Raw genomic sequence first — 26,585 nt, 5'->3', positions numbered from 1 at the left:
TCAGCCCCGCTTGAGCTTGAGGACCTCGGCCACGCGGTAGCTGCCCCGGTAGAGCGTGAACTCGCCCTCCCGCTGGTCGGCGCCGTACATGGCCATCCGGTCGGCGAGCTCATTGCCCTCGACCCCGGCGTGGCCCTTGACGTGGGCGATGGTGATCGCCGACTTGAGGCTCTCGTAGAGCGCATGGGTGGGCTGGATGATCTCCGGGTTCTTGATCGGCTCGCCATCGGCCTTCTTCCAGCCGCGTTTCTTCCACCCGCCGGCCCACTTGGTGATGGCGTTGATGGTGTAGGTGGAGTCGCAGTGGATGCGAACGGACGCGCCCTGCGCGACCTCCTTCCTGGCGACCTGCAGCGCCTGCAGGAAGGCGTTCAGCTCGGCGGTGTTGTTGGTTCCCCGGGGGGTATGCAGCCCGTACCACAGCTCGGCGAGGACTCCCTCACGGTAGACCACCATGCCCGAGCCGGCATCGCCGGGGTTGGGCTCACAGGCCCCGTCGCAGTAGATCTCGATATCGAAGCGCTGGTCCGTCGCGTCCTGGGCCGGCATCGCCTTGGGGCGGCGTGAGGCCGCGGGCTTGGTGCCGGTCGCGCTCGCCGTCCGGGGCTTGCGCGCCGGGGCGGCGCCGCCCGGCCCCTTGGCGAAGGCGGCCTCGGCCTCCTCGCGGGAGGGGAAGGACTTGTAGCGGGCCTTGGGATAGCCCTTCACCTGGCGACTGCACTCGTCCCAGGTGCTGAAGATGCCGGTCTGTCGCCCGACCCAGACGACGTAGGACTTGGGGCCTTTCCGTGCTGCCATGCGGCGCTCCGTGGTGATGTGGCTCGGTGTCGGGAATGGCCGGGGCTGGGCCGCCCGCGATCCGCGGGAATCGTCGTTCGCCCTCGCGCCGTCGCGACGCTGCCCATTCTACGGGAGGGCGCGTGAGCTGCCGAGTTTGGGGCGCCGCTCCGTGGCGAACGGGGAATTTTGGGGCGGAAATGTCGCTTTGTGTGTATTGAGGGTCGCTTTGCGTCGAATCAAGCGGGCGGGATGCCCCCACACTGTTGCCATTCCTAGCCCAGAACCCTGGAGGTCGATAATGAACCGCAACCTCATCCTGACCTGCGCCGTCACCGGCGCCGGCGACACCGCCGGCAAGAACCCCCATGTCCCGGTCACGCCGCAGCAGATCGCCGACAACTGCATCGAGGCCGCCCGCGCCGGCGCCAGCGTCGCCCACATCCACGTGCGCGACCCCGAGACCGGCGGCATCAGCCACTCCACCGAGCACTTCCGCGAGGTGATGGAGCGCGTGCGCGAGGCCGACGTCGACATCGTCATGAACATCACCGCCGGCGGCGGCGGCGACTGGATCCCCGACGCCGAGGACCCGACCCGCGGCGGCCCGGGCACCGACATCCAGACCCCGGCCGAGCGCCATGCCCCGGTGGGCGAGCTCCTGCCCGAGCTCTGCACCCTGGACTGCGGCAGCCTCAACTTCGGCGACATGGTCTACGTCAACACCGCCGACTGGCTGCGCGAGCACGCCCGCCTGGTACAGGCTGCCGGCGTGAAGCCCGAGCTCGAGTGCTTCGACCTGGGCCACGTCTGGTTCGCCCGCCAGCTGCAGCAGGAAGGCCTGCTCGACGGCGACCCCCTCTACCAGCTCTGCCTGGGCATCCCCTGGGGCGCCGAGGCCGACACCGAGACCATGCTGGCCATGCGCAACAAGCTGCCGGAGAACGCCAACTGGGCCGCCTTCGGCATCGGTCGCCACCAGATGCCCATGGTCGCCCAGGCGATGCTGCTCGGCGGCCACGCCCGGGTCGGCCTGGAGGACAACCTCTACCTCGAGAAGGGCGTGCTCGCCACCAACGGCGGCCTGGTCGAGAAGGCCGGCACCCTCATCGAGAATCTCGGCGGGCGCATCATGACCCCCGCCGAGACCCGCGCGTACCTGGGGCTGCGCGACCCCAAGGCCGGCCAGATCGTCACCGGAGGTGAGGCATGAGCCAGCAGCTGACCGTCATCGGCACCGGCGTCATCGGTAACGGCTGGATCGCCCGGGCCCTGGCCCGCGGCTGGGACGTGGTCGCCTTCGACCCGGCCCCCGGGGCCTCCGCGCGCACCCGCGCCTTCGTCGACAACGCCTGGGGCTCCCTCGAGCGGCTGGGCCTGGCCGAGGGCGCGAGCCCCGACCGGCTGCGCTTCGTCGCGAGCCTGGAGGCCGCCGTCGAGGGCGCCGACCTGATCCAGGAGAACGTCCCCGAGCGCCTGCCGCTCAAGCAGGAGATCCTCGCCGCCCTGGACGCCGCGGCCGCGCCCGGCACGATCATCGGCTCCTCCACCTCGGGCTTCAAGCCAAGCGACCTGCAGCGGGACTGCACCCGGGCGCCAGGGCGGGTGATCGTCGCCCACCCCTTCAACCCGGTCTACCTGCTGCCGCTGGTCGAGCTGGTCGGCGGCGATGCCACCGAGGCCGCCCATACCGAGACCGCCCAGGCCCTCTACCAGGCCCTGGCGATGCGCCCGCTGGTGGTGCGTCGCGAGATCGAGGGGCATATCGCCGACCGCCTGATGGAGGCGCTGTGGCGCGAGGCGCTGCATCTGGTCAACGACGGCGTGGCCACCACCGAGGAGATCGATGCCGCGGTGGTCTACGGCTGCGGCCTGCGCTGGTCGCTGATGGGCACCTTCCTGACCTTCCACCTGGCCGGCGGCGAGCAGGGCATGCGCCACATGCTCGAGCAGTTCGGCCCGGCGCTGAAGCTGCCCTGGACGAAACTGGAAGCCCCCGAGCTCACCGATGAGCTCATCGACAAGGTGGTCGAGGGCTGCGAGTACCAGGCCGCCGACCGTCCGGTCGCCGAACTCGATCGCCGCCGCGACGACTTCCTCGTCGAGCTGCTCGACCTGGTGCAGAAGTACTGGCCCGAGGCCGAGGGCCTGGAGGGGCGCATCTGATGGCCCTGCTCGAGACCCGCGTCGCCCCGGAATGGGTCGACTACAACGGCCACATGAACGACGCCGAGTACGCCCGGGTCTTCTCCCTGGGCGTGGAGGCGCTGATGGAGCGCATCGGCCTCGACGAGGCCGGCCGGGCGCGCCATGGCTATACCCTCTACACCCTCGAGACCCACCTCGGCTACCGGCGCGAAGCCCACGAGGGCCAGCCGCTTCGCGTCGAGGTGACGTTGCTGGACCGCGATGCCAAGCGCCTGCATGTCTTCTTCGAGATGCGTGACCTCGAGGGGAACCTGCTGGCGACCAGCGAGCAGATGCTGATGGGGATCGACAGCGACACGGGGCGCCCGGCGCCCTTCCCGTCGGCCATCGAGCCCGCCATCGCAGCCCTGCCGGCCGCCGAGGCCGGGGCCTGGCCAGAGGCCGCCGGCCGGCGTATCGGCCTGCCTCCCCGGCGCGGATAGCGCGACCCCGCCACGCCGGATCGCGACGCCCGGCCCGCGGCATCGATGGCGCGGGCCGGCCCTGGACCGCTTCTCCATTCCACCAGGAGCCCATGGCATGACCACGCTACCGCTCACTCCCGATTATGATGCCTGGCCGGTCGAGGTCGACATCACCGAGGTCAGCGCCACCCCCCGGCAGGTCAGGGTGCGCTGGCGCGACGGCCGGGTCAGCCGCTTCCACAGCATCTGGCTGCGCGAAAACGCCGCCGACGACACCACCGTCAACCCGGCGACCCGGGAGCGCATCCTGGACCTCTCCACCCTGCCGGCCTGGCCGGAGGTCGAGGTCGCCGAGGTCGACGACAGCGGCGCACTGTGCGTGACCTTCGCCCCTGAGGATCGTCGCCTGCGCTTCCATCCCGGCTGGCTGCGCGCCCACGACTACGACAACCGCGACGACCCCGAGGCGCCGCTGGTGCCGGTGACCCACTGGCGAGGCGGCCCCGGGGCCGCCCCGGACACCCTCTCCGCCGCCGGCCTTCTCGAGAGCGAGCCCGGAAGCGAGGCCGAGGAGGCGATCCTCGCCCCGGCGCTTGCGAGCGGGCTCGGCAAGGGGCTGGTGCGGCTGCGCGACCTGCCGACCGAGCCCGGCTCGCTGGAGGCCATCGCCCGCCGCATCGGGCCGGTGCGCCCCACCAACTTCGGCGAGCTGTTCGACGTCAGGGCCAAGCCCGATCCGGACTCCAACGCCTATACCTCCCTGGCCCTGCCGCCCCACGTCGACCTGCCGACCCGGGAATACCATCCCGGCCTGCAGATGCTGCACTGCCTGGAGAACAGCGTGGAAGGCGGCCAGGCGGTGATGCTAGACGGCTTCGCCGTGGCCGAGGCCCTGCGCGAGGCGCACCCCGATGCCTGGTCGACCCTGACCCGGGTGCGCTGGTGCTATGCCAACACCGCCACGACCACCGACTATGTCTGGTTCGAGCCGATGATCCGCCTGGACGACCGGGGCGAGCTGCTCGAGGTGCGCATCGCCGACTTCCTGCGCGGGCCCCTGCAGACCGCCTTCGAGGACGTCGAGCCGGCCTATGAGGCGCTGATGACCCTGCAACGCCTGCTGCGCGACCCGGCCTTCGCGATCCGCTTCACCTATCGCCCCGGGGATCTCGTGATCTTCGACAATCGCCGCCTGCTGCATGCTCGGGACGCCTTCGAGGGCAGCACCGGCCACCGCTGGCTGCAGGGCTGCTACATGGAGCGTGACGAGATCCGCTCGCGCTACCGCATGATCCAGCGCGCCCGGCGCCGGCGGCGGCTCACCGTCGAGGCCTGAGGCCCCTGGTGAAAGCGACAACGAACTCGCCCCGGCAGTTGCCGGGGCGAGTTCGTTGGGGGGCGTGAACGACCGCGTCAGAGCGTCATGAAGGGCGCGTCCTGGCGGTCGGTGAACTGGTAGACCTCGTAGGGCGAGCGCTGGGGGCCGGGCATGCCGGGGGTGCCGACGGGCATGCCCGAAAGGCCAATGCCGTCGATCGCCGGGCGCTCCTCGAACAGCCGCTCCACGGCCGCCATCGGCACGTGACCCTCGATCACGTAGTCGCCCATCTTGACGGTGTGGCAGGAGCCGAGCCCGTAGGGGACGCCGGTGGCCTGCTTGACCCGGCCGAGCGGCCGGTCATCGACCACGCTGACCTCGACGCCCAGCGCCTCGAGGTGTCGGGCATAGCCGTCGCAACAGGCGCACTGCGGGTTCTTGTAGAGGGTGGCCTGGGTCGGCAGGGCGGCCTGGGCGCTGCCGGCGCCCAGCAGCAGGGCGGCGGACAGCAGCAGCGGCGTGGTGTGGCGGCTCATGAGCGATCCTCACGGGAACGGCGTGACGTGAACAGGTACTTGGCGAGGGCCGCGATGCCGAGGCCCAGCAGCAGCAGGACGGCGAGCGGCATCAGCCAGCCCATCCAGCCCATGGAGCCCATCAGGGCGAAGCAGTCGGTGGTCATCATGAGGTGACTCCTGACGAGAGTGCGGAAGGGTCCGGTGGCGGGCGACAGGCCGGCGCCCCGGTAAGGCGGAGGTCGCGTCAGGCTCTGGGAGGGGGCCGGACCGGCAGGGGCGCGTGATCGACCAGCGCCGGGCCGGCGGCGTCGAGCGGCGTGGCGGCCGGCAGGGCGGCCATGACGGGCGCCGTGGCCACGGCCGCGCAGGTGCCGCAATCCAGATCGCCCCCCGCCAGCATCTCGGCCTGGGGAAGCCCGCAGTCGCTGGCGCAGGCGTCCGTCGTCGCATGGCCCGAGAGGCTCGCCACCGACAGCAGCACCGCGAGCAGCAGCGCCAGCAGGCGTTGGCCGGGTCGGGATTGCGGATGTCGAGCCGGTGCGGCCATGGATTACCTCGTGGTGGCCGCCTCATTGTGCGCCCACCGGGCGATCCGCCACCTTGATCCAGCGCAAGAGAGCGGGCATCGCCCGGCGGGGCCGGGCCTCGCGTCAGGGCTGGTAGTGATGGTTGAGGCCACCCTGGCGCCACTGTTGGCGCTGCTCGTCGGTCAGCAGGTCCTGCAGCCGATTGTGCAGGCGCACCCGCTCCGCCATCATCTCGCCCTGCAGCTCGGCCATCTGGCGCTGAAGCGACTGGACCTCGTCGGGGTCGGGCGCCTCGGCATGCAGCACCTCCATCAGCGCCATGCGCAGGTCCATCATCTGCCCCATGCGATCGAACTGGGCGGGACGATGCTGCTGCATCAGCTCACGCATCTCGCGACGCTGCTCTGGCTCGAGTTCGAGCCCCTGCATCGGGCCGTAGCCCATCATGCCGGGGCCCATGCCGCCCTGCTGGCCATAGCCCATCATGCCGGGCCCCATGCCGCCCTGCTGGCCATAGCCCATCATGCCGGGCCCCATGCCGCCCTGCTGGCCATAGCCCATCATGCCGGGGCCCATGCCGCCCTGTTGGCCATAGCCCATCATGCCGGGGCCCATGCCGCCCTGCTGGCCATAGCCCATCATGCCGGGGCCCATGCCGCCCTGCTGGCCGTAGCCCATCATGCCGGGGCCCATGCCGCCCTGCTGGCCGTAGCCCATCATGCCGGGGCCCATGCCGCCCTGTTGGCCATAGCCCATCATGCCGCCAGCGCCCAGGTGACCCTGAGACGTACCGTGAGCGGAAGCGGAGCCGCTGGCGGCGATGCCGAGGCCGGCTGCCAGGGCGATGGCGATGACCCGCTGGTATCTGACCATGATCGTTCTCCTCATCGTGCGTATGGTAGGAACGACGACTCCCCCCGAGGAGAAGACGCTGGCAACTTTCGTTATGATCTTACAACCCTTGGGCCGCCCAGAGGTCAAGGACCTCGCGGGGGCCCGATGTCGATACCCGGTTTCAGTCTCGTTTCAGGTTGCTAGGGTACAACGGACACTCCCCGATACGACGCGAGAGGTACCCGCGATGCGCAAGATGCTACTAGCCCTGACCCTGGGGCTCGTCACCAGCACCGCCTTCGCCGCCGGCGAGCACGGTGGTTCCCATGCGCCGGCCGGCGACGCCGAGGTCGACCGCACCATCCGCCTCGAGGCGGGCGACATGTGGTTCGACGCCGAATCGCTGGACGTGGCGCCCGGCGCCACGATCCGCTTCGAGATCACCAACACCGGTAATCTAGCCCATGAGTTCGTGATCGGCGACGCCGAGGCGCAGGCGGCTCACCGCGAGATGATGCAGCAGATGAGCGGCGACCATGGCCACGAAGGGCATGGCGGTCACGACATGGCCGAGGGACAGCACGGCGGCCAGATGCCCGCCGTGACCCTCGCCCCGGGAGAGAGCGCCGAACTCGTCTGGACCGCCCCCCAGAATGTGGATAGCCTCGAATACGCCTGCAACATCCCCGGCCACTACGAGTCCGGCATGTCGGGTAACATCGATCTCCAGGGGTGATGCACCATCCATGAAACTGTTGCTTCTCGAAGATGACGACCTGCTGGCCGAGAGCCTGGTCGAGTGCCTCAGGGACAACGGTTATCGCACGGATCTGGCCACGTCATTGCACGTGGCCGGCTCGCTCATGGCCACCGAGCAGTACGAGCTCGCGATCCTCGATCTCGGCCTGCCGGACGGTTCGGGACTGGCGCTGCTGAAGCAGTGGCGCCAGACCGGCCATGACCTGCCGGTGCTGATCCTCACCGCCCGCGACACCTGGGAAGACAAGGTGATCGGCCTCGAGAGCGGCGCCGACGACTACCTGACCAAGCCCTTCCACGACGCCGAGCTCATCGCCCGGATCATGGCGCTGCTGCGCCGCAAGTCGGGGCGACTCTCCCAGCAACTGACCCAGAGCGGCGTCTCGCTGGACGAGGCGAATCGCTGCGTGCGCCTCGACGACGGCCCCTGGCAGTCGCTCACCGGCACCGAGTTCCTGCTGCTGCGCTACTTCATGCACCACCCCGGGCGGGTGCTCTCCAAGGAGCAGCTGCTCCATCAGCTCTACGCCCTGGAGCAGGACGCCGCGGCACCCAACCTCATCGAGGTCTACATCGCGCGGCTGCGGCGCTACCTCGGCAAGGCGATCATCCAGACCCGACGCGGCCAGGGCTATGTCTTCGTGGCGCGTTGATCGACGCAGCCTGCGCGTTCGGCTGCTCGCCTGGCTTTCGGGCATCGCCCTGGTGGTGACCGGGATGACCTGGCTGCTCCACGGCATCCTGCTCAACGACCTGGCCCGCGACTTCCTCGGCGCACGCCTGGAGCGCGAGGCGGCCCACGCCATCGAGCAGCTGCGCCGCGAGGAGCGCGGCATTGCCGGCGTGCTGGAGTCGGCCAGTCGCGGCTTCCAGGTCTTCCACCACCTCTACGTGCTGCGCCTCGGTGACGAGCTGTCGGCCTCCGACCCGCACTGGCAGGCGGCGCTGGAGCCGCTGCTCGAGACCTCGACCAGGCGCCTGGTCGAGGTGCGGGAGGATGGCCAGCACCTGCTGGTCCATCGTCAGGCGTTCATGCTCGACGGCGAGCCCGGCGTGCTGCTGATCGGCGAGGACTTCTCCCAGGTCGAGGCGGGCCTCCACCGGCTGCATTGGTGGGTCGGCGGCATCGCCGCGGCGGTGCTGGTGATGCTGGTGGCGCTCAACCTGCTGGCGGTCAATCGGGGGCTGATCCCCCTCACGCGGCTGCGCGACCAGCTGGGGGAGCTGCGCTGCGGCGAGCGCGAGCGACTCTCCCCGGACGTGCCCTCCGAGCTGGACGGCCTGGTCGTCCAGCTCAACCACTTCATGGACGAGATCGACTCCCGCCTGCAGCGCTCCCGCGACTCGGTGGCCAACCTCTCCCACGCGCTCAAGACGCCGCTGGCGGCGGTCACCCAGGTGTTGCGCGGCGCGCGCCCCATCGACGCCACCCGTCGCCGGCGGATGGTGGAGCGGCTCGAGGCGGTGCACGGCCAGCTGGATGCCGAGCTGCGCCGCGCGCGAATCGCCGGCCCCCAGGCCGGGCAGATGGCCGAGCTTCGCCGCGACGGCACGCGGCTGGTCGAGATGTTCCGCACCCTCTATCCCGACACGCGCTTCGACCTGCACCTGCCCGCCCAGCGGGATCTTCGCGTCCCGATCGAATCCCAGGACCTCTCCGAGATGCTCGGCATCGTGCTGGACAACGCCGGCAAGTGGGCCGCCGGCGAGGTCCACTGCCGGCTGTGCCTGGCGCAGGGCCTCACCCTGCGCGTCGAGGACGACGGACCGGGGGTGGCCGAGGCGGACATGGCGCGCCTGGGGCAGCGCGGCACCCGCCTGGACGAGCGCCGTCCCGGCTACGGCCTGGGGCTCTCGATCCTGCACCAGCTGCTGGCCCGCTACGCGGGGCGGGTCGACTTCGCGCCGAGCCCCCTGGGCGGGCTGCGCGTGACGATCAGGGTGCCGCTCGAGGCGAGCCTGCCCTGATCGTCTCGTCGCGCGCGATTCAGCGGCGATTCAGCTTGGCCCGTCAGGATGGCGGCATCAACCATCGACGGGAGTTCCCCCCATGCCAGGTTCCGGAGTCATCCATCACCCGCTGACGCGTCGGCAGATCCTCAAGGGCGGGGCGGCGCTGGGCCTGGGCTCGGCCGCCGCCCTGGGGGTTGGCCCCAGCTGGGCCGACCCCTGGGGGCGCAGCAGCGTCTATGCCCAGGGCGCGGAGGAGGGGCCCGAGGTGGCGCTGGCCATCCGCCAGGAGACGCTGCCGATCGACGGCCGCTCGGCCCGGCCGATGACCATCAACGGCACCAGTCCCGGGCCGCTGATCCGCCTCCGGGAGGGGCAGGAGGCGGTGCTCAAGGTCACCAACCTGCTCGAGGAGCCCACCTCCATCCACTGGCACGGCCTGATCCTGCCGCCCGGCATGGACGGCGTCCCGGGGGTGAGCTTCGCCGGCATCGCCCCCGGCGAGACCTTCACCTACCGCTTCCCGGTACGCCAGAACGGCACCTACTGGTACCACAGCCACTCCGGCCTGCAGGAGCAGCTAGGCCATGCCGGTCCGCTGATCATCGATGCCGCGAAGCGCGAGCCGTTCCGCTACGACCGCGAGCACGTGCTGCTGCTTACCGACTGGACCTTCGAGGATCCGATGACGGTCTTTCGCAACCTCAAGACCGCCGAGGGCTACTACAACGACCAGGAGCGCACCGTCGCCGACTTCTTCGCCGATGTGCGCGAGCAGGGCTTCGCCGCCACCGCCGAGATGCGCAGCATGTGGGCGAAGATGCGCATGAGCTCCCGCGACATCGCCGACGTCACCGGCAGCACCTACAGCTACCTGCTCAACGGGCACGCCCCCGAGGAGAACTGGACGGCGCTGTTCAAGGCCGGCGAGCGGATCCGCCTGCGGGTGATCAACGGCTCGGCGATGTCCTACTTCGACGTGCGCATCCCGGGGCTCAAGATGACCGTGGTGGCGGCCGACGGCCAGCCCGTGCAGCCGGTCCCCGTCGACGAGTTCCGCATCGCCGTGGCCGAGACCTACGACGTGCTGGTCGCCCCCGAGGACGACACGGCCTACACCATCTTCGCCGAGACCATGGATCGCAGCGGCTACGCCCGCGCCACCCTGGCGCCTCGCGAAGGCATGAGCGCGCCACTCCCCGAGCGTCGCACCATCGCCGATCGCGGCATGGAGGCGATGGGCGCCCACGCCATGCCGGGCATGGATCATGGCGCCATGGCGGGCATGGAGGATTCTGACGCCGAAGGGATGGCGGGGATGGACCACGGCGCCATGGCGGGCATGGGCGATACCGGCCCCCAAGGCATGGCGGGCATGGGCGATGCCGGCCCCCAGGGCATGGCGGGGATGGACCACGGCGCCATGGCGGGCACGGGCACCGCCGGCGCCCAGGGCATGCCGGGCATGGATCACGGCACCATGGCGGGCATGGCCGGGGAGCGCCGCCGGCTGGGCGCCAACGGCCTGCTGGCGGCCGGCACGGCACAGCCGGGCTCGCGCTATGGCCAGGCGGGCATCGGCATCACGCCGGGTGAGCGCCGCACCCTGGTCTACGGCGATCTCAAGGCCTTCACCCCCTGGCCGGACCGCCGCGAGCCCGAGCGCGAGCTGGAGCTGCACCTCACCGGCAACATGGAGCGCTACATCTGGTCCTTCGACGGCAAGACCTTCAGCGAGATGACCGGGCCCCTGCACTTCCGGCACGGCGAGCGCCTGCGCCTGGTCCTGGTCAACGACACCATGATGGAGCATCCGATCCACCTCCACGGCATGTGGATGGAGCTCGAGAACGGCCACGGCGCGCTCATCCCCCGCAAGCACACCCTGAACGTCAAGCCCGGCGAGCGCGTCTCGGCGCTGATCACCGCCGATGCCGAGGGCAGCTGGGCCTTCCACTGCCACCTGCTCTACCACATGAAGGCCGGCATGTTCCGGGTCGTCCAGGTCTCGTGAGCCCGCTCTCGTCCATCAGGTTTCGCAAGGAGAACGCATGAACACCAGACATGTCATGATCGCGGCCGGCGGCGCCCTGGCCCTGCTGGCGCTGCCCGCCGCCCAGGCCGAGGATGGCTATGCCGCGCCCGCCGACTGGCCGCCCCCCATGGTCAAGCATCCCCTGGGCATGGTGCTGGTCGACCGCCTCGAGTATGCCCTGCCCGATGAGGGGCCGCAGGCCCTGGTGTGGGATCTGCAGGCCTGGTACGGCGGCGACGTCAACCGGGTCTACCTCAAGTCGGAGGGCGAGAACGTCCAGGGCGACGGCGAGGATGCCGAATTCGAATCGCTGGAGCTGCGCTACAGCCGGCTGATTGCCGACTTCTGGGAGCTGCAGGGCGGCCTGGGCTATCAGGGCGGGGTGGTCTCGGACGACCACGCCGAGCGCGGCTATGGCGTGGTCGGCCTGCAGGGGGTGATGCCCTACGGCATCGAGACCGACGTGGCACTGCGCCTCAGCGACGCGGGCGATCTCTCGGCGAGCCTCGAGGGTGAGTACGACCTGCACCTGACCCAGCGCCTCAGCCTGCAGCCGCGCACCGAGATCCTCCTGGCCGCCAGCGAGGTCGAGGAATTCGGCGTCGGCGAGGGGCTCAATTCGGTGCGCCTCGGCCTGCGCCTGGGCTATGCGGTGACGCGCCGCGTCACGCCCTACCTGGGGGCCTACTGGGAGAAGCAGGTCGGCGATACCGCCGACCTGTCCCGGGCCGATGGCGACGCCACCGAGGACAGCGGCCTCGTCGCCGGGGTCCGGCTGCTGCTGTGACCCGCCTCGTCGCGCCCCGCCTTGACCCTTGGGTCACACAAGGGTTCTAGGCTAGGGGGTATCGTGACGGGCGCCGCTCTTGCCGGGGGTGAGTCGTGCCCCCTGGCGGCGAGAAGCGCGCCCCGTCGAGCACTTCGTGTTGGCAAGGAGACCGATGATCATGAGCCACGCTACTTCGGCATCGTCTTCCACGCACGAGACCGCGCGCCTCTACCGCATGCAGACCGACGAGCACCTCTGCCCGTTCGGCCTGAAGACCCTGGACCTGCTCCAGCGCAAGGGCTACCGGGTCGAGGACCATACCCTCGACTCGCGCGAGGCGATCGAGGCGTTCAAGGAGGAGGCCGGCGTCGACACCACGCCCCAGGTCTACATCGGCGAGACGCGGGTGGGGGGCTACGAGGAGGTCCGCGAGTATCTCGGCATGCGCGTGCCCGGCGAGCAGGAGACCAGCTACCAGCCGGTCATCGCCATCTTCGTGACCGCCCTGCTGATCGGCCTGGCGGTGAGCTGGACGGCCGACGGCACCCTCGTCTCGGGGCGCATGCCGGAGTATGCGGTCGCCACCGCCATGGCCCTGCTGGGGCTCCAGAAGCTGCAGGACGTCGAAAGCTTCAGCACCATGTTCCTCAACTACGACCTGCTCGCCCAGCGCCACGTCCGCTACGGCTACGTCTACCCCTTCGCCGAGACCCTGGCCGGGGTGCTGATGCTGGCCGGCGCCTTGATCTGGCTCGCCGCCCCCCTGGCGCTGTTCATCGGCACGGTGGGCGCCGTCTCGGTCTTCAAGGCCGTCTATCTCGACAAGCGCGAGCTGAAGTGCGCCTGCGTCGGCGGCAACAGCAACGTTCCCCTGGGTTTCGTCTCGCTGACCGAGAACCTGGTCATGATCGGCATGGGGCTGTGGATGCCCCTGAAGTCGCTCATCCTGTGACGCGAAGCAGCCCCGGTCGTCGATGATGAGAGGTGCCGCATGTCGAGGTGGGAACATCGCCCGGGCGTGTCGGCGGCCACGCCGGTCATTCGGACGCGGGCGGTGCCGCGTCCCATGACGAGATGAGGTGTGCATGGATAGATTGCCCGAGTATCAGGCCGACAGCCTCTCGCTCACCGGGGCCATCGCCCTGGGAACCGGGGTGATGATCGGCGCCGGCATCTTCGCGCTGACCGGCCAGATGGCCGAGATGACCGGCGAGCTGTTCCCCCTGGCCTTCCTCTCGGCGGCGATGATCGTCGGCTTCAGCGCCTACTCCTACGTCAAGCTGTCCAACGCCTACCCGTCCGCCGGCGGCATCGGCATGTACCTCCACAAGGCTTACGGGCCCAGGCTGCCCACCGCCTTCCATGCGCTGCTGATGTACTTCTCCATGGTGATCGCCCAGAGCTTCCTGGCGAGAACCTTCGGCTCCTACACCCTGGAGCTGTTCGATGGCGTCAACCGGTCGCTGTGGGTGCCGTCGCTGGGGGTGGGCCTGCTGATCGCCGCCTTCCTGATCAACCTCTCCGCCAACAAGCTGATCCAGGGCGTCGCGTCGGTGCTGGGGGGCATCAAGATCGGTGGCATCATCCTGTTCGGCGTGGTGGGGGTGCTGGTGGCCGACTCCCTCGGCATCCGGGCGACGGCCGAGGCGCCGGCGCCCAGCGTCTCCGGGTTCCTGGGGGCCACCGCGCTCGGCATCCTGGCCTTCAAGGGCTTCACCACCATCACCAACAGCGGCGCCGAGATCCGCGACCCGCACCGTAACGTCGGCCGGGCCATCATCGTCTCGATCGCCCTGTGCGTGGTGATCTATGCGCTGGTGGGCCTCGCCGTCGCCAGCAACCTGTCGCTCGCCGAGATCATCGCGACGCAGGATTACTCGCTGGCCGCGGCCGCTCGCCCCGCCCTGGGGGAGGCCGCCGTCTGGTTCACCGTCCTGCTCGCCATGCTGGCCACGGCCGGCGGTATCATCGCCAGCGTGTTCGCGGTGTCGCGGATGCTGGCGATGCTGACCGAGATGCAGCTGGTGCCCCATCGTCATTTCCATATGCCGGGCAGCATCCAGAAGCACACCCTGGTCTACACGATCGTGCTCGGCCTGCTGTTGACGGCATTTTTTGATCTGAGCCGCATCGCCGCCCTGGGCATCATCTTCTATCTGGTCATGGACATCGCCATCCACTGGGGGGTGCTGCGCCATCTGCGCGAGGAGGTGAAGGCCCGGCCGGCCATCCTGTTGACCGCGATCGCCCTCGACCTGGTGGTGTTGGCTGGCTTCCTCTGGGTCAAGGCCACTACCGACCCGCTGGTGCTGTACGTTGCCGCCGCCGCGATGGCCGTCATCCTGGTGGCGGAATACGCGTTCCTTGCCCGGCGGCCCGCGCAGGACAACGAACACCACACCCCTTCGCATGACGCGAAGGGAAGTCACCGCAAGGAGGAGGGAGCATGACCCAGCAGCACGCCCACGAGGTGACCGATCCCGTCTGCGGGATGAAGGTCGATCCCCACCGGACCGAACACCGCGCCTCCCACGGGGGAAAGACCTGGTACTTCTGCTCCGCCAGGTGCCGGCACAAGTTCGAAGGGGATCCTGACGCCTACCTGCAGGGCGACCAGGGCGACGACAGCCCCGCCGAGCCGGCGCCACCCGGCACGATCTTCACCTGCCCCATGCACCCGGAGATCCGCCAGGAGGGGCCGGGGGACTGCCCCATCTGCGGCATGGCCCTGGAGCCCGAGACGGTCACCGCCGATACCGGGCCCTCCGAGGAGCTGAAGGACATGACCCGGCGCTTCTGGATCGGGCTGGTATTGGCCTTGCCGGTGCTGGTGCTGGAGATGGGCGGCCATGTGTTCGGCCTCGACCACCTGATCGCGCCCCAGGTCTCGAACTGGATCCAGCTGCTGCTCGCCACCCCGGTGGTGGCCTGGGCCGGTGCACCCTTCTTCGTGCGCGGTTGGCGCTCCATCGTGCGGCGCCGCCTCAACATGTTCACCCTGATCGCCATCGGCACCGGGGCGGCGCTGCTGTACAGCCTGCTGGCGACCATCGTGCCGGGCCTCTTCCCCGCGACCTTCCGCCAGGCCGACGGCTCGGTGGCGGTCTACTTCGAGGCGGCGGCGGTGATCGTGGTGCTGGTGCTGCTGGGCCAGGTCCTCGAGCTGCGGGCCCGGGAGAAGACCTCCGGGGCGATCCGCGCGCTGCTCGACCTGGCCCCGGCCACCGCGCGGCGCCTCGACGAGGACGGCCAGGAGGAGGAGGTCTCCCTCGACAGGGTGCAGGTCGGCGACCGCCTGCGCGTGCGTCCCGGCGACAAGGTGCCGCTGGACGGCGAGGTGCTGGAGGGGCGCTCCAACGTCGACGAGTCGATGGTCACCGGCGAGCCGCTGGCGGTGCGCAAGGCCGCCGGCGACGGCGTGATCGGCGGCAGCATCAACGGCCAGGGCACCTTCGTCATGCGCGCCGACAAGGTGGGCCGCGACACCATGCTGTCGCAGATCGTGCAGATGGTGGCCAACGCCCAGCGCAGCCGTGCGCCAATCCAGGGGCTGGCCGACAAGGTGGCCGGGGTCTTCGTGCCGGTGGTGATGCTGATCGCGGCGCTGGCCTTCATCGCCTGGTCGCTGTGGGGGCCGGCACCGCCCATGGCCTTCGGCCTGATCGCCGCGGTCAGCGTGCTGATCATCGCCTGCCCCTGTGCGCTGGGGCTCGCCACGCCGATGTCGATCATGGTGGGCGTAGGGCGCGGGGCCCAGGCCGGCGTGCTGATACGCGACGCCGAGGCGCTGGAGCGCCTGGAGAAGGTCGACACCGTGGTGGTCGACAAGACCGGCACCCTGACCGAAGGCAAGCCGCGGGTGACCGAGCTGCGGCCGGTCGCGGGCGGCGACGACGCCGAGCTGCTGAGGCTGGCCGCGGGGCTGGAGCGCGGCAGCGAGCACCCCCTGGCGCAGGCGATCGTCGACAGGGCGAGGGAGGAAGGGCTCGCGCTCTCCGAGGCCACGGACTTCGATTCGCCCAACGGCAAGGGCGTGGTGGGCCGGGTCGAGGAGCGGCGTGTCGCCCTCGGCAATCGCCTGTTGATGGAGGACGAGGCGGTGGACCTGGCCGAGCTAGAGGACGAGGCCGAGCGGCTGCGCGGCGATGGCGCCACCGTGATCTTCGCCGCCGTGGACGGTCGCCTGGCCGGCCTGGTGGCGATCGCCGACCCGGTCAAGGCGACCACGGAGGAGGCGATTCGCGCCCTGCAGGCCGACGGGCTGCGGGTCGTCATGCTCACCGGCGACAACCGCACCTCCGCCGAGGCGGTGGCCCGCCGGCTGGGCATCGACGAGGTGGAGGCCGAGGTGCTGCCCGAGGACAAGGGGCGGGTGGTGCAGCGGCTGCGCGACGAGGGGCGCGTGGTGGTGATGGCCGGCGACGGCGTCAACGACGCCCCCGCCCTGGCGACCGCCGACGTGGGCATGGCCATGGGCACCGGCACCGACGTGGCCATCGAGAGTGCCGGCGTGACCCTGCTGCGCGGCGACCTGACCGGCATCGTCGAGGCGCACCGCCTCTCCCGGGCCACCATGCGCAACATCCGCCAGAACCTCTTCTTCGCCTTCGTCTACAACGCCGCCGGGGTGCCGATCGCCGCCGGCATCCTCTATCCCTTCACCGGCCTGCTGCTGTCGCCGATCATCGCGGCGGCGGCCATGTCGCTCTCCTCGGTCAGCGTGATCGCCAATGCCCTGCGCCTGCGCCTGGTGAACCTGAGGGCGAGCTGACCCTGCTGCCTCAAGGCGGGGCGATATCGCGCCATCGGCGGTGCCGACGTGCTGCATGGCAACAACAACTCTTGATATACTCCCGCCTCGAGGACGGCGGGACGCTCCGCCGATCCTCACTACCCTCGTTGGGGAGTAGCCGGCTCACGGCCCTCGTGAGCATGCCTGTCAACACAGTCGGCCAGATGCCGTGGCAGGTGTACCTCCGGGTTGGCGAGACCATCGATGGTGCGGTGCCCCAGGCCGGGCGCTCCGCGCCGTCGTGGTGACTGCCCGGCCAGGATACGCTTCAGGATGACGCTGCTTTCCACTACCTTGCTGGCCTTCTCCATGTCCACCGATGCCTTCGCCGCCGCCATCGGCAAGGGAGCCGTGCTGAAGCATCCCCGCTTCCGCGAGGCCCTGCGCACCGGGTTGATCTTCGGCGTGATCGAGGGCTTGACGCCGCTGATCGGCTGGGTGCTGGGCTACGGGGCCTCCCGCCATATCGAGGCCTGGGACCACTGGGTGGTCTTCGCCCTGCTGCTGCTGCTGGGGGGACGCATGATTCTCGCCGGCCTCTCGGCGCCCGAGCCGGCGGCGCAGGCGACTGACCTCCCGCGCCGCCATGGCGGATGGCTGCTGGTGGCCACGGCCGTGACCACCAGTATCGATGCGCTGACGGTCGGTATCGGCCTGGCCTTCATGGAGGCCAACATCCTCGTCACCGCCCTGGCCATCGGCCTGGCCACCACCCTGATGGCCACCCTGGGGGTGATGCTGGGACGCCGCCTGGGGGCGCTGATCGGGAAGCGGGCGGAACTGCTCGGGGGCGTCGTCCTGATCGGGATCGGGGCCGCCATCCTGCAGGATCACATGGGGATCTGGTAGGCCCATGGTCGGGGCGGCGCCGGATGCATGTCGGCGCCGCCGCAACGAGAAAGCCCCGGCTGATGCCGGGGCTTTCTCGTGTCGGGGCGATCACCTGCTCAGGGCTGTCCCCGCTCAGGGCGCGATGCGATCGCTGGCATCGGTGAACCCCATCAGGGAGATGTCCAGGTCCATGCGGTTGCCGCGCGGGTCGACCAGGCTCAGGGTCGCGCTGCTGCCGCTGCGCAGGTCGCGCAGCAGCGACGGCGGCACCGGCAGGTCGGCGCGGCAGCCCTGCTGCATGCAGACCTGGTAGGGGAACTGGGTCGGCTCGCCGCCCCCCACGCTCAGTTGCAGGCCCGCGGCGAGACGCACGCCCAGCGGCAGAAGGAAAGTCATCGCCGGCCGCCCGTTGAGCTCGGGGGGATAGCCCACGATCACCCGCATCAGGGGGTCGTTGCTGTCCGGGTTGGTGACCAGGTGGCTCATGGTGCAGGCGCCCTGGCGGCCCTCGGGCGGGCAGAGTACCTGCCAGTCCCGGAACTGCTCGGTCTGGACATTAGCGCCAGCCGCTCCCGAGGTCGACTGCTGGGCGAAGGCCATGGGTGCGAAGGCCAGCAGCGACAGCAGGGCGGTCAGGCGCAGGCGTCTGGTCAGACGGTTCGACATCGGTGTTTCCTCCTCGGCCTAGAGGGCCATGAACGCTCGGTGGTGTGGTGGCTCCCGGAGTGTCGCCGCCGCGGCGAGGTCGTTGCCCCTTCGCAGCGGCGACAATCCCGAAGCGAGTTCACAACCATGCCTGTTCGCCGTCGCGAGGTCGAGCCTGGGCCGATGGGGGACCCCGAGTCAGGCCCCTTCGGTCAGGCTTCCGGGCCTGCCAGGTAGGCCATCACATGCCGCTGCATGGCCGCTGCCGCCGGCGAGAGGCTGACGCCGGCCCGCTGGATCAGGCCGATCCGGCGCTCCAGGCGAGGCGCCGCCAGCGGTACGAAGCGCAGCCGCGCATGCTCCTCCGGGAAGGCCAGGCGCGGCAGGGTCGTGATGCCGATGCCCGCCTCGAGCATCGCGGTCAGCGAGATCATGTTGGAGATGTACAGCGCGCTGTGCTTCAGCAGCGCGCTGGCCCGTGAACCCTCGAGCAGCCGCGAGGTGCCGTTGCGGATCAGGGTATGCCCGGCCAGCTCGCGCCAGTGCAGGCGCTCGTGGCCGGCCAGCGGGTGATCGTCCCGACACACCACCCCGATGTCGTCGTGCAGCAGCGGGATGAAGTCGAGCCCCTCTTCGTCCTGCCAGAGACTGGTGATGCCCAGTTCCACCGCGCCTGCCAGCACCATCTGGCAGACCCCCTCGGAGTGGCCGTCCTGCAGGTTGATCTCGATGCCCGGGTAGTCGCTCACGAAGCTCGCCAGGATGCCCGGCATCAGGCGGCTGGCCACCGAGGGCACCGTCGCGATGTCCACCCGACCGGCCTGGTGAGAGGCCATGGCCAGGGCATCACGGCTGACCCGATCGTGGTGGGCCACCAGCTCGCGAAAGCGCGGCAGGCACCACTGCCCGAAGGGGGTCAGCCCGGCCTTGCCATGGCCCTTCTCGAAGAGTGGCTGGCCGAGGCGCTCCTCGAGGTCGCGCACCGCCATGGAGACCGCGGGCTGGCTGCGATGCAGGTGCCTGGCCGCCGCATGGAAGCCCCCCTGGTCGATGATGGCCAGCACGCAGCGAAGCGGGTGAAGCTTCAGTTCGGGCAGCACGGTAAGACTTCCTGATCGTTTTATCGAATTTATTGATTATATTTATCATGGCCGCTCTCCTAGGATGCCGTCAACGCTATCCAGGAGGTCCCCCATGTCGAATGCCTATCCGCTTTTCATCGCTGGCCAGTGGCGCGAGGGCGAGAGCACCATCGCCAACCACAATCCCTCGGACACCCATGACCTGATCGGCCACTACGCCCAGGCCGGCATCGCCCAGGTGGGCGAGGCCATCGACGCGGCCCGGCAGGGCCAGCGCGAGTGGGCCAGGAGTGGCCTGGAGCAGCGCTATGCCGTGCTCATGGCCATCGGCGACGAGCTGGTCGCCCGCAAGGACGAGCTGGGTCGCCTGCTCGCGCGCGAGGAGGGCAAGCCGCTGGCCGAGGGGGTGGGCGAGGTCTACCGCTCGGCCCAGTTCTTCCACTACTACGCCGCCGAGGTGCTGCGCCAGCTCGACGAGCGGGTGGACTCCGTGCGCCCCGGCGTCGAGATCGATACCCGCCGCGAGCCGGTCGGGGTGGTGGGCGTGATCAGCCCCTGGAACTTCCCCATGGCCACGGCGGTGTGGAAGATCGCCCCGGCGCTGGCCTTCGGCAATGCGGTGGTCTTCAAGCCGGCCAACCTGGTGCCGGCCAGTGCCTGGGCGCTGACCGAGATCATCAGTCGTCAGTCGCTGCCGCACGGCACCTTCAACCTGCTGATGGGGCCGGGCAGCAGCGTCGGCGACGCCCTCATCTCGAGCCCCGCCATCCATGCCCTGAGCTTCACCGGTTCGCTGGACGTGGGGCGGCGCGTGGCCGCCGCCACCGCCGGCAACCTGGTGAAGTGCCAGCTGGAGATGGGCTCCAAGAACGCGCTGATCGTGGCCGATGATGCGGACCTCGACCTGGCGGTGGAGGCGGCCTTCGCCGGCGCCTATTCCGGCACCGGACAGAAGTGCACGGCCTCCTCGCGGCTGATCGTCACCGAGGCGGTGCATGACGCCTTCGTCGACAAGCTGATCGCCAGGCTCAAGTCGGTCCGGGTCGGTCATGCCCTGGAAGACGGGGTGCAGATCGGTCCGGTCGCGGATGCCCGCCAGCTCGAGTCCAACCTGGCCTGGGTGGAGCGGGCGAAGGCCGAGGGCGCCATCCTGGTGCACGGCGGCGAGCGCCTCGAGCGCGAGACCCCGGGGTACTACATGACGCCGACGCTGTTCGTCGACACCACCAACGACATGGCGATCAACCGGGAGGAGGTCTTCGGCCCCATTGCCTGCGTGATCAAGGTCGCCGATGCCGATGAGGCCATCGAGACGCTCAACGACACGAACTTCGGCCTGACCGCCGGCATCATCACCGACTCCCTCGCCCTTGCCAGCGAGTTCAAGGCGCGCGCCGAGACCGGCTGCGTGATGGTCAACCTGGCGACCGCCGGGACCGACTACCACGTGCCCTTCGGCGGCCGAAAGGACTCGAGCTTCGGCCCCCGCGAGCAGGGTCGCTACGCCCGCGAGTTCTATACCGTGGTCAAGACCTGCTATGTCAAGGCCCGCTGAGTCCAGGCCCGAGGAGCGCTCCATGTCCAAGCAAATGCTGACCGTCGACGGCCTGCAGTACTCGAACTGGTCCCGGGAGATCTTCCAGCAGATGCGCGAGGGCGGCGTCGACGCCGTCCACGCCACGCTGGTCTATCACGAGAACACCCGGGAGACCCTGTCGCGGATCGGCGAGTGGAATCGCCGTTTCGAGCAGCACCATGACCTGATCATGCCGGTCCTGGAGCCGGGCGACATCGAGCGTGCCCGTGCCGCCGGCAAGGTGGGGATCTTCCTCGGCGCCCAGAACTGCTCGCCGATCGAGGACGACATCGACATGGTGGCGGTGATGCGCCGGCTGGGCCTGCTGATCATGCAGCTGACCTACAACAACCAGAGTCTGCTGGCCTGCGGCTGCTACGAGGCCGAGGACAGCGGCATCACGCGCTTCGGCCGCCAGGTGATTCGTGAGATGAACCGGGTCGGCATGGTCATCGACATGTCCCACAGCGCGGAGCGCTCCACCCTCGAGGCCATCGAGCTTTCCGAGCGCCCGGTGATCATCTCCCATGCCAACCCCGCGTTCTTCCACCCGGCCAAGCGCAACAAGTCGAACCGCGTGCTCGCCGCGATCGCCGAATCGAACGGCCTGCTGGGCTTCTCGGCCTATCCGTTCCACCTCAAGGATGGGCCGGACTGCACCCTCGAGGCTTACTGCGAGATGATCGCGCGGACCGTCGACCTGATGGGCATCGACCATGTGGGCCTGGGCACCGACCTCTGCCAGGCGCAGCCGGTCTCGGTGCTCGAATGGATGCGTAACGGACGCTGGTCAAAGGAGATGGACTACGGCGAGGGCAGCGCCGGCAATGCCGGCTGGCCGCGGCCGCTGGCCTGGCTGCGCGACAGCCGGGACTTTCCCAACCTGATCGGCGGCCTCCGCCAGCGCGGCTTCGACGAGGACGAGGTCCAGCGCATCATGGGCCGAAACTGGGTGGCACTGCTTGAGCGTGCCGCCGTTCCGCTGACGACCTGACCCGCATCACGCCAGCTTACCGACACAATAATGATATAACGAGGCATCCCTCATGAGCTCACAGTCCCACCCCCCTGCGGCCCTTGCCGCAACGCGCCACTACTCCCTGGGCGACCCCGTCGTGCTGGGTCTGAGCGGTGGCTTCATCGTGCTGTTCGTGGCGTTCTCGCTGTACGACTCCGAAGCCGTGGCCAGCAGCATCGGCGCCGGCTTTGCCTGGACCGCCGCCATGCTCGGCTCCTATTTCCAGCTGCTGCTGCTGCTGACGTTCTTCATCGCCATGGGGCTTGCCGTCTCGCCGGCGGCCAGTGCCAAGGTCGGCAACCTCGACACGCCCGAGCTGAGCACCTTCAAGTGGCTGTCGATCATCATGTGCACCCTGCTGGCCGGGGGTGGCGTGTTCTTCGCCGCCGGTGAGCCGATCTACCACTTCGTGGTCACGCCGCCCGCCTTCGACGCCGAGGCCGGTACCGTGGAGGCGGTGGCCGGGGCGCTGGCGCAATCGTTCATGCACTGGGGCTTCCTGGCCTGGGCCGTGCTGGGCTCGCTGACGGCCGTGGTCCTGGCCCACTGGCACTATGACAAGGGCCTGCCGCTGCAGCCGCGCACGCTCCTCTACCCGGTCTTCGGCGAGCGCCTGCTGAAGGGCTGGATCGGTGGTGTGATCGATGCCTGCTGCGTGATCGCCGTGGTGGCCGGGACCGTCGGCCCCATCGGTTTCCTGGCCACCCAGGTCAGTTTCGGCCTGCATGAGCTGCTGGGCGTCGCCGAGGGCTATGCGACCCAGCTGGTGATCCTGGTGGTGCTGGGCGCGGTCTACGTCACCTCGGCCGCGACCGGCATCAACAAGGGCATCCAGCTGCTCAGCCGCTTCAATGTCTTCCTGGCGCTGGCCATCGCCGCCATCATCTTCGTGTTCGGTCCCACGCTCTTCCTCACCAATGCCTACCTTCAGGGGTTCGGCGAGTACATGAGCTCCTTCCTGGCCATGGCCACCATGACCTCGGAAACCGCGCCCGCCTGGTGGATGCAGTGGTGGACGGTGTTCTTCTTCGCCTGGTTCATCGGCTACGGCCCCCTCATGGCCATCTTCGTGGCGCGCATCTCACGCGGTCGCACCATTCGCCAGATGATCCTCGCCGTGGCGGTCATGGCACCCATCGCCACCACCGTCTGGTTCACCCTGTTGGGCGGGTCGGGGGTCCACTTCCAGCTGACCGGCGCGATCGACCTGACCGAGGCCCTCAACAACTTCCAGTTCGACGTGGCGACCCTCACCGTGGCCCAGGCGCTGCCGGGCGGCACCCTGATGGCGCTGGCCATCCTGCTGCTGACCACCATCTTCGTCGCCACCACCGGTGACTCCATGAGCTATGCCATCGCCGTGGTCTGCACCGGGCATGACCGGCCCCACGTGGGCGTGCGCATCTTCTGGGGCATCGCCATGGCGCTGATGGCGGCCATCCTGCTGAAGATGGGCTCCGGCCAGATCGGCGTGCTGCAGCAGTTCATCGTCATCACCGCCATCCCGGTCTCCCTGATCCTGCTGCCGTCGCTGTGGACCGGCCCTCAGGCCGCCTACGCCATGGCGCGGCAGCAGGGCCTCACCACCCGCCCCAAGGTGATCCTCAATGACTAGCGTGGAACTCGTCGCAGCGGCGCCGCTCGGCCTGCGTCCCGCCGATGAGGTGATGCGACTCGAGCGGCTCGGCAGCCTGCATGCCACCCGGCTGAGCTTCGTGCGCAGCCTGGTACGCCAGATGGCCCGCCAGCGTTGGCAGATCAGCCGGGAGCGCTTCGACCTGGACGCCAACGGTCACGGCACGGCCATCTATCGCCTGCAGACCCCTCATGGCCGCTATCACGGCGTGATGTTTGCCCAGCCGCTGGACGATGCCCGGCGCTCCGACCGGGTCATCGCTGAGGCCTGGGACGTGACCTTCGGCCTGGTGGAGGGCGACGTCGACGACAGCCTGCTGGCGCAGATGGCCGCCAACGTGCCCCTGCAGGAGGCCGGACGCCAGCACCCGAAGGTGCTGGTGCTGTCCCGGGCCAACAAGAGCCTGCGCAACTTCGCCCACTTCGTCGAGGCGCTGGCCCGGGGCGAGCAGCCCGATCCCGCCTGGCTGACCCGGGTCGGCTACCTGTACCGGACGACGGCGGTCTACGGCAACGGCAAGTTCGGCATCGCCGACTTCGCCCGACTGATGGACAACCCCGACTTCCGGCGGCCCTTCTCGGCGCAGATGGCGGGCGTCTACCTGCTGCGCCACTTCTCCATCGAGCAGGTGGAGCACCTCGCGGCCTGCCAGGCACCGGACACTGCCAGTCGCCTTTCCACCGAGCTGCGGCGCTACCTGGGCATCGGCAATTCCACGGGACTCGGCATGGCGCCCTTCCTGATCAACCATCCCCAGCTGATTGCCCAGTGGGTCACCCAGCGCGAGACGGCCCTGACGCTGGCCCTGCGCCAGGTGCCGGACGAAGCCGATCGCACGAGGATGATTGCGCTGACCCGACGCGCCATGCATCACCTCGACCAGACCGTCACCGAGGACGCCGAGCAGGCCGAGCGCAACGCGGCCACGGTGGCCGCGCTGCCCGACGTGCTGACCTGGCTTGCCAGCGTGCCGCTGGAGGACGATATCTGGCAGCAGCTGGTCGAGTGGAGTGCCCGGACGCTGCCCCTCGAGGCCCAGGAACTGATCAATACCCTGCTGATCGAGCTCTACCCGGATCAGGTCGACCCCCTGGAGGACCAGATGGGCGTGGAGGAGAACCTCGACCTCGAGCCGGACATGCCGCTGATGCGCCTACGCCAGCTGATCGAGACCCACTACGGCTGGGCCCTGCTCCATGACTACGAGAGCCGCGACGGCGCCTACTGGTTCTGGTACCGCTCCGCCGAGAAGGAGGAGCCGAGGCTGGGGGTCCGTCACGCCGAACCCGGCGCCGAGAAGCAGATGCCCATTGCCATCGGCCCCCGGGTGGCGCACACCCACCAGGCGGTCTGTGCGTTCCTCGAGTCCCATCCTCGCGCCACGGTGGTCGACTTCCTGCTCGAGCATCCCCGCCACAAGGAGGTCGTGCGTCGCGTCCAGACGCTGGTCAAGGCGCCCTATGGCGACATCCACGCCAACCTCTGGCATCGCGACATGAAACCGATGCACCTGCTGCGCACCAAGCTCTCCTTCTTCGGGGCCAGTCGCTTCGATCCCAAGTCGGACCGTTGGGTGCGGATCACCCTGTTCCAGGGCGCGCCGCTGGTCGAGGAGCTCAACGCCGAGCCGGAAGACCTCGCCGACTTCGACGACTGGAGCTTTCCCCTGGAGCCCGTCCGGGAGGGGGAGGCCAGACCTTTCCATGAGCGAGCGGGAGGCGTAGCCGAATGATCGTGTCCTACAACGAACTCCAGGGCCTGTGCCGCAAGGCGTTCAGCGGGATCGGCTTCGAGGACGGTGATGCCGCCGATGCCGCCGACATGGTGGCCTGGATGCAGTGTCACGGCCTGCACGGGGTCGAGCAGCTCAACCGGGGCCTCGACTACCTGCTCGAGGAGGCACCCGAGTCGCGGCCGCGCCTGATCTACCAGGACGGGGACCTGGCGGTGCTCGACGGCCAGGGCCACAGCGTGCTGCGAAGCATCAGCCTGGCCACCGAGCTCGGGTTTGCCAAGGCGCGCGCCCGCGGCCTCTCGGTGGTCAAGATCCGGCGCTGCCACAATCGCCAGCTGATCATGGGCTATCTGGCGCGGCTGGCGGGTCGCGGCATGAACATCACCGCCTTCTGGCGCAATGCCCAGGTGCCGCTCACCGAGCAGGTGGTGGGCTTCCGAGCGGGCCATGCCACGCCGGAGGTGCGCGTCTACTCCGTGCGCGAGGTGCCCGAGGAGAACGAGCCCAACGACGGCATCACCCTGGTGATGGCCAACCACGTGGAGCTGCTGCCGTCCCTGGGCGCCGGCCACGACCTCGACCTGCTGGCTCATCATCCCGAGTCGGAACTGCTGGCCTGCCGACAGCAGGCCCTGAGGGAAGGCATCGAGGTGGATGATGCCATCTGGGGGCGCCTCAAGACCCTGGCCCATCGCATCCTGGTGGAATCCAGCGAGGCCTCCCGGGGCGGTGCCGGTGCCGGCGACCACGACAATGACTGAGAGACCCATGATGATCCAACCCGTTTCCACCGACCTCTATGCCGCCAAGGCCCCGCTGGAATGGGCCGTGATCGGCCACGGTATCCTCTTCACCGCCCAGATCCCCATCGGCGCCGATGGGGCCGTGGTGGAGGGCGGGATCGAGGCCCAGACCCGCCAGACCCTGGACAACCTGCGTCACACCCTGACCTGTGCCGGCGGCGGCATGGCCAACCTGACCCAGGTGCTGATCTACGTGACGCGTCGCGAGGACCTGGCCACGGTCAATCGCCTCTATGCCGAGTACGTGAGCGAGCCCTACCCGAACCGCGCCGCGATCATCGTCTCGGGGTTCGCCCGGGAGGAGATGCTCGTCGAGATGGTGGCCTATGCTGCCATGCAGGAGACCGCCGACAGCCAGGCGTGAGGGA

Annotated in this window: 26 protein-coding genes; 19 read left to right on the top strand and 7 right to left on the bottom strand. The window is 69.4% G+C overall.

The genetic code is table 11. The annotated features are described in order from the left end of the window. Window positions 1–798, bottom strand: a complete 798-nt coding sequence (locus tag BOX17_RS07560; RefSeq protein ID WP_071943245.1) for a ribonuclease H family protein — start codon at window positions 796–798, stop codon at window positions 1–3. Window positions 799–1,078: 280 nt separating this feature from the next. Here BOX17_RS07560 and BOX17_RS07555 point away from each other — a divergent pair, with 280 nt between their 5' ends. From BOX17_RS07555 to BOX17_RS07540, 4 genes are all read left to right on the top strand, one after another. Further along, entirely contained in the window at window positions 1,079–1,990 is a 912-nt protein-coding gene (locus BOX17_RS07555) for a beta-keto acid cleavage family enzyme (protein WP_071943243.1), read from the top strand. After that, on the top strand, window positions 1,987–2,943 hold the full coding sequence (locus tag BOX17_RS07550; protein WP_071943241.1) for an L-carnitine dehydrogenase: 957 nt from the start codon (window positions 1,987–1,989) through the stop codon (window positions 2,941–2,943). Before BOX17_RS07555 ends, BOX17_RS07550 begins: the two co-directional genes overlap by 4 nt. Beyond that, on the top strand, window positions 2,943–3,407 hold the full coding sequence (locus tag BOX17_RS07545; RefSeq protein ID WP_071943239.1) for a thioesterase family protein: 465 nt from the start codon (window positions 2,943–2,945) through the stop codon (window positions 3,405–3,407). The genes BOX17_RS07550 and BOX17_RS07545 overlap by 1 nt, the downstream gene beginning before the upstream one ends. A 97-nt stretch (window positions 3,408–3,504) precedes the next feature. After that, window positions 3,505–4,725 carry a TauD/TfdA family dioxygenase gene (locus BOX17_RS07540; RefSeq protein WP_071943237.1) on the top strand — a complete coding sequence of 407 codons (1,221 nt, stop codon included), beginning with the start codon at window positions 3,505–3,507 and terminating at the stop codon, window positions 4,723–4,725. A 77-nt stretch (window positions 4,726–4,802) separates the two neighbouring features. Here the strand turns inward: BOX17_RS07540 and BOX17_RS07535 are convergent, their stop codons facing one another. From BOX17_RS07535 to BOX17_RS07525, 4 genes are all read right to left on the bottom strand, one after another. Continuing rightward, complete coding sequence (locus BOX17_RS07535; protein ID WP_071943235.1) at window positions 4,803–5,243, bottom strand: DUF411 domain-containing protein; 441 nt, start codon at window positions 5,241–5,243, stop codon at window positions 4,803–4,805. Further along, complete coding sequence (locus tag BOX17_RS16960) at window positions 5,240–5,392, bottom strand: hypothetical protein (protein WP_164508630.1); 153 nt, start codon at window positions 5,390–5,392, stop codon at window positions 5,240–5,242. Before BOX17_RS16960 ends, BOX17_RS07535 begins: the two co-directional genes overlap by 4 nt. Before the next feature lie 77 nt (window positions 5,393–5,469). Beyond that, the gene (locus tag BOX17_RS07530) at window positions 5,470–5,772 is read right to left on the bottom strand and encodes a hypothetical protein (protein ID WP_071943233.1); all 303 of its coding nucleotides are present in this window, start codon (window positions 5,770–5,772) and stop codon (window positions 5,470–5,472) included. 103 nt (window positions 5,773–5,875) lie between these two features. Then, a complete protein-coding gene (locus BOX17_RS07525; RefSeq protein WP_071943231.1) occupies window positions 5,876–6,625 on the bottom strand; it encodes a Spy/CpxP family protein refolding chaperone in 750 nt (249 codons plus the stop codon). A gap of 208 nt (window positions 6,626–6,833) precedes the next feature. On the opposite strand from BOX17_RS07525, the gene BOX17_RS07520 reads away from it, so the two are divergent. The 9 genes from BOX17_RS07520 to mntP all read left to right on the top strand — a co-directional run bounded on the left by BOX17_RS07520 (window position 6,834) and on the right by mntP (window position 17,740). Beyond that, on the top strand, window positions 6,834–7,322 hold the full coding sequence (locus BOX17_RS07520; RefSeq protein WP_071943229.1) for a cupredoxin domain-containing protein: 489 nt from the start codon (window positions 6,834–6,836) through the stop codon (window positions 7,320–7,322). Between the two features lie 10 nt (window positions 7,323–7,332). Further along, a complete protein-coding gene (locus BOX17_RS07515; protein WP_071943227.1) occupies window positions 7,333–7,998 on the top strand; it encodes a response regulator transcription factor in 666 nt (221 codons plus the stop codon). Beyond that, entirely contained in the window at window positions 7,979–9,313 is a 1,335-nt protein-coding gene (locus BOX17_RS07510; RefSeq protein WP_071943225.1) for an ATP-binding protein, read from the top strand. The genes BOX17_RS07515 and BOX17_RS07510 overlap by 20 nt, the downstream gene beginning before the upstream one ends. Window positions 9,314–9,395: 82 nt before the next feature. Further along, complete coding sequence (locus BOX17_RS07505) at window positions 9,396–11,309, top strand: copper resistance system multicopper oxidase (RefSeq protein ID WP_071943223.1); 1,914 nt, start codon at window positions 9,396–9,398, stop codon at window positions 11,307–11,309. Window positions 11,310–11,346: 37 nt separating this feature from the next. Beyond that, window positions 11,347–12,117 carry a copper resistance protein B gene (locus BOX17_RS07500; protein WP_071943221.1) on the top strand — a complete coding sequence of 257 codons (771 nt, stop codon included), beginning with the start codon at window positions 11,347–11,349 and terminating at the stop codon, window positions 12,115–12,117. 160 nt (window positions 12,118–12,277) lie between these two features. Continuing rightward, window positions 12,278–13,051 carry a glutaredoxin family protein gene (locus tag BOX17_RS07495; protein WP_071946744.1) on the top strand — a complete coding sequence of 258 codons (774 nt, stop codon included), beginning with the start codon at window positions 12,278–12,280 and terminating at the stop codon, window positions 13,049–13,051. Between the two features lie 133 nt (window positions 13,052–13,184). Beyond that, window positions 13,185–14,549 carry an APC family permease gene (locus BOX17_RS07490; RefSeq protein ID WP_071943219.1) on the top strand — a complete coding sequence of 455 codons (1,365 nt, stop codon included), beginning with the start codon at window positions 13,185–13,187 and terminating at the stop codon, window positions 14,547–14,549. Beyond that, window positions 14,546–16,870 carry a heavy metal translocating P-type ATPase gene (locus tag BOX17_RS07485; protein ID WP_071943217.1) on the top strand — a complete coding sequence of 775 codons (2,325 nt, stop codon included), beginning with the start codon at window positions 14,546–14,548 and terminating at the stop codon, window positions 16,868–16,870. Before BOX17_RS07490 ends, BOX17_RS07485 begins: the two co-directional genes overlap by 4 nt. Window positions 16,871–17,164: 294 nt before the next feature. Next, entirely contained in the window at window positions 17,165–17,740 is a 576-nt protein-coding gene (gene mntP / locus BOX17_RS07480) for a manganese efflux pump MntP (RefSeq protein ID WP_071943215.1), read from the top strand. Between the two features lie 114 nt (window positions 17,741–17,854). On the opposite strand, the gene BOX17_RS07475 is transcribed toward mntP, so the two are convergent. Both BOX17_RS07475 and BOX17_RS07470 read right to left on the bottom strand, forming a co-directional pair. Further along, entirely contained in the window at window positions 17,855–18,388 is a 534-nt protein-coding gene (locus BOX17_RS07475; protein ID WP_071943213.1) for an invasion associated locus B family protein, read from the bottom strand. A 191-nt stretch (window positions 18,389–18,579) separates the two neighbouring features. Next, window positions 18,580–19,467, bottom strand: coding sequence for a LysR family transcriptional regulator (locus BOX17_RS07470; protein WP_071943211.1), 888 nt, complete (start codon window positions 19,465–19,467; stop codon window positions 18,580–18,582). 94 nt (window positions 19,468–19,561) lie between these two features. Here BOX17_RS07470 and BOX17_RS07465 point away from each other — a divergent pair, with 94 nt between their 5' ends. The 6 genes from BOX17_RS07465 to BOX17_RS07440 are packed head-to-tail and all read left to right on the top strand — an operon-like array spanning window position 19,562 to window position 26,581. After that, entirely contained in the window at window positions 19,562–21,004 is a 1,443-nt protein-coding gene (locus BOX17_RS07465) for an aldehyde dehydrogenase family protein (RefSeq protein ID WP_071943209.1), read from the top strand. Window positions 21,005–21,026: 22 nt separating this feature from the next. Then, window positions 21,027–22,019 carry a dipeptidase gene (locus BOX17_RS07460; protein ID WP_208858103.1) on the top strand — a complete coding sequence of 331 codons (993 nt, stop codon included), beginning with the start codon at window positions 21,027–21,029 and terminating at the stop codon, window positions 22,017–22,019. 52 nt (window positions 22,020–22,071) lie between these two features. Beyond that, window positions 22,072–23,658: a BCCT family transporter gene (locus BOX17_RS07455; RefSeq protein WP_071943207.1), complete on the top strand. Its 1,587-nt coding sequence runs from the start codon at window positions 22,072–22,074 to the stop codon at window positions 23,656–23,658. Beyond that, the gene (locus tag BOX17_RS07450; protein WP_071943205.1) at window positions 23,651–25,411 is read left to right on the top strand and encodes a hypothetical protein; all 1,761 of its coding nucleotides are present in this window, start codon (window positions 23,651–23,653) and stop codon (window positions 25,409–25,411) included. Before BOX17_RS07455 ends, BOX17_RS07450 begins: the two co-directional genes overlap by 8 nt. Then, window positions 25,408–26,175: an Ldh family oxidoreductase gene (locus BOX17_RS07445; RefSeq protein WP_071943203.1), complete on the top strand. Its 768-nt coding sequence runs from the start codon at window positions 25,408–25,410 to the stop codon at window positions 26,173–26,175. The genes BOX17_RS07450 and BOX17_RS07445 overlap by 4 nt, the downstream gene beginning before the upstream one ends. 10 nt (window positions 26,176–26,185) lie before the next feature. Further along, entirely contained in the window at window positions 26,186–26,581 is a 396-nt protein-coding gene (locus BOX17_RS07440; protein ID WP_071946740.1) for a RidA family protein, read from the top strand. Window positions 26,582–26,585 lie beyond the last annotated feature (4 nt).

Origin of the sequence: Halomonas aestuarii (assembly GCF_001886615.1) — a bacterium.
Lineage (GTDB): Bacteria > Pseudomonadota > Gammaproteobacteria > Pseudomonadales > Halomonadaceae > Halomonas > Halomonas aestuarii.
The sequence above is the reverse complement of the archived record's forward strand: the minus strand, read 5'-3'. Positions and strand labels throughout refer to the sequence as shown.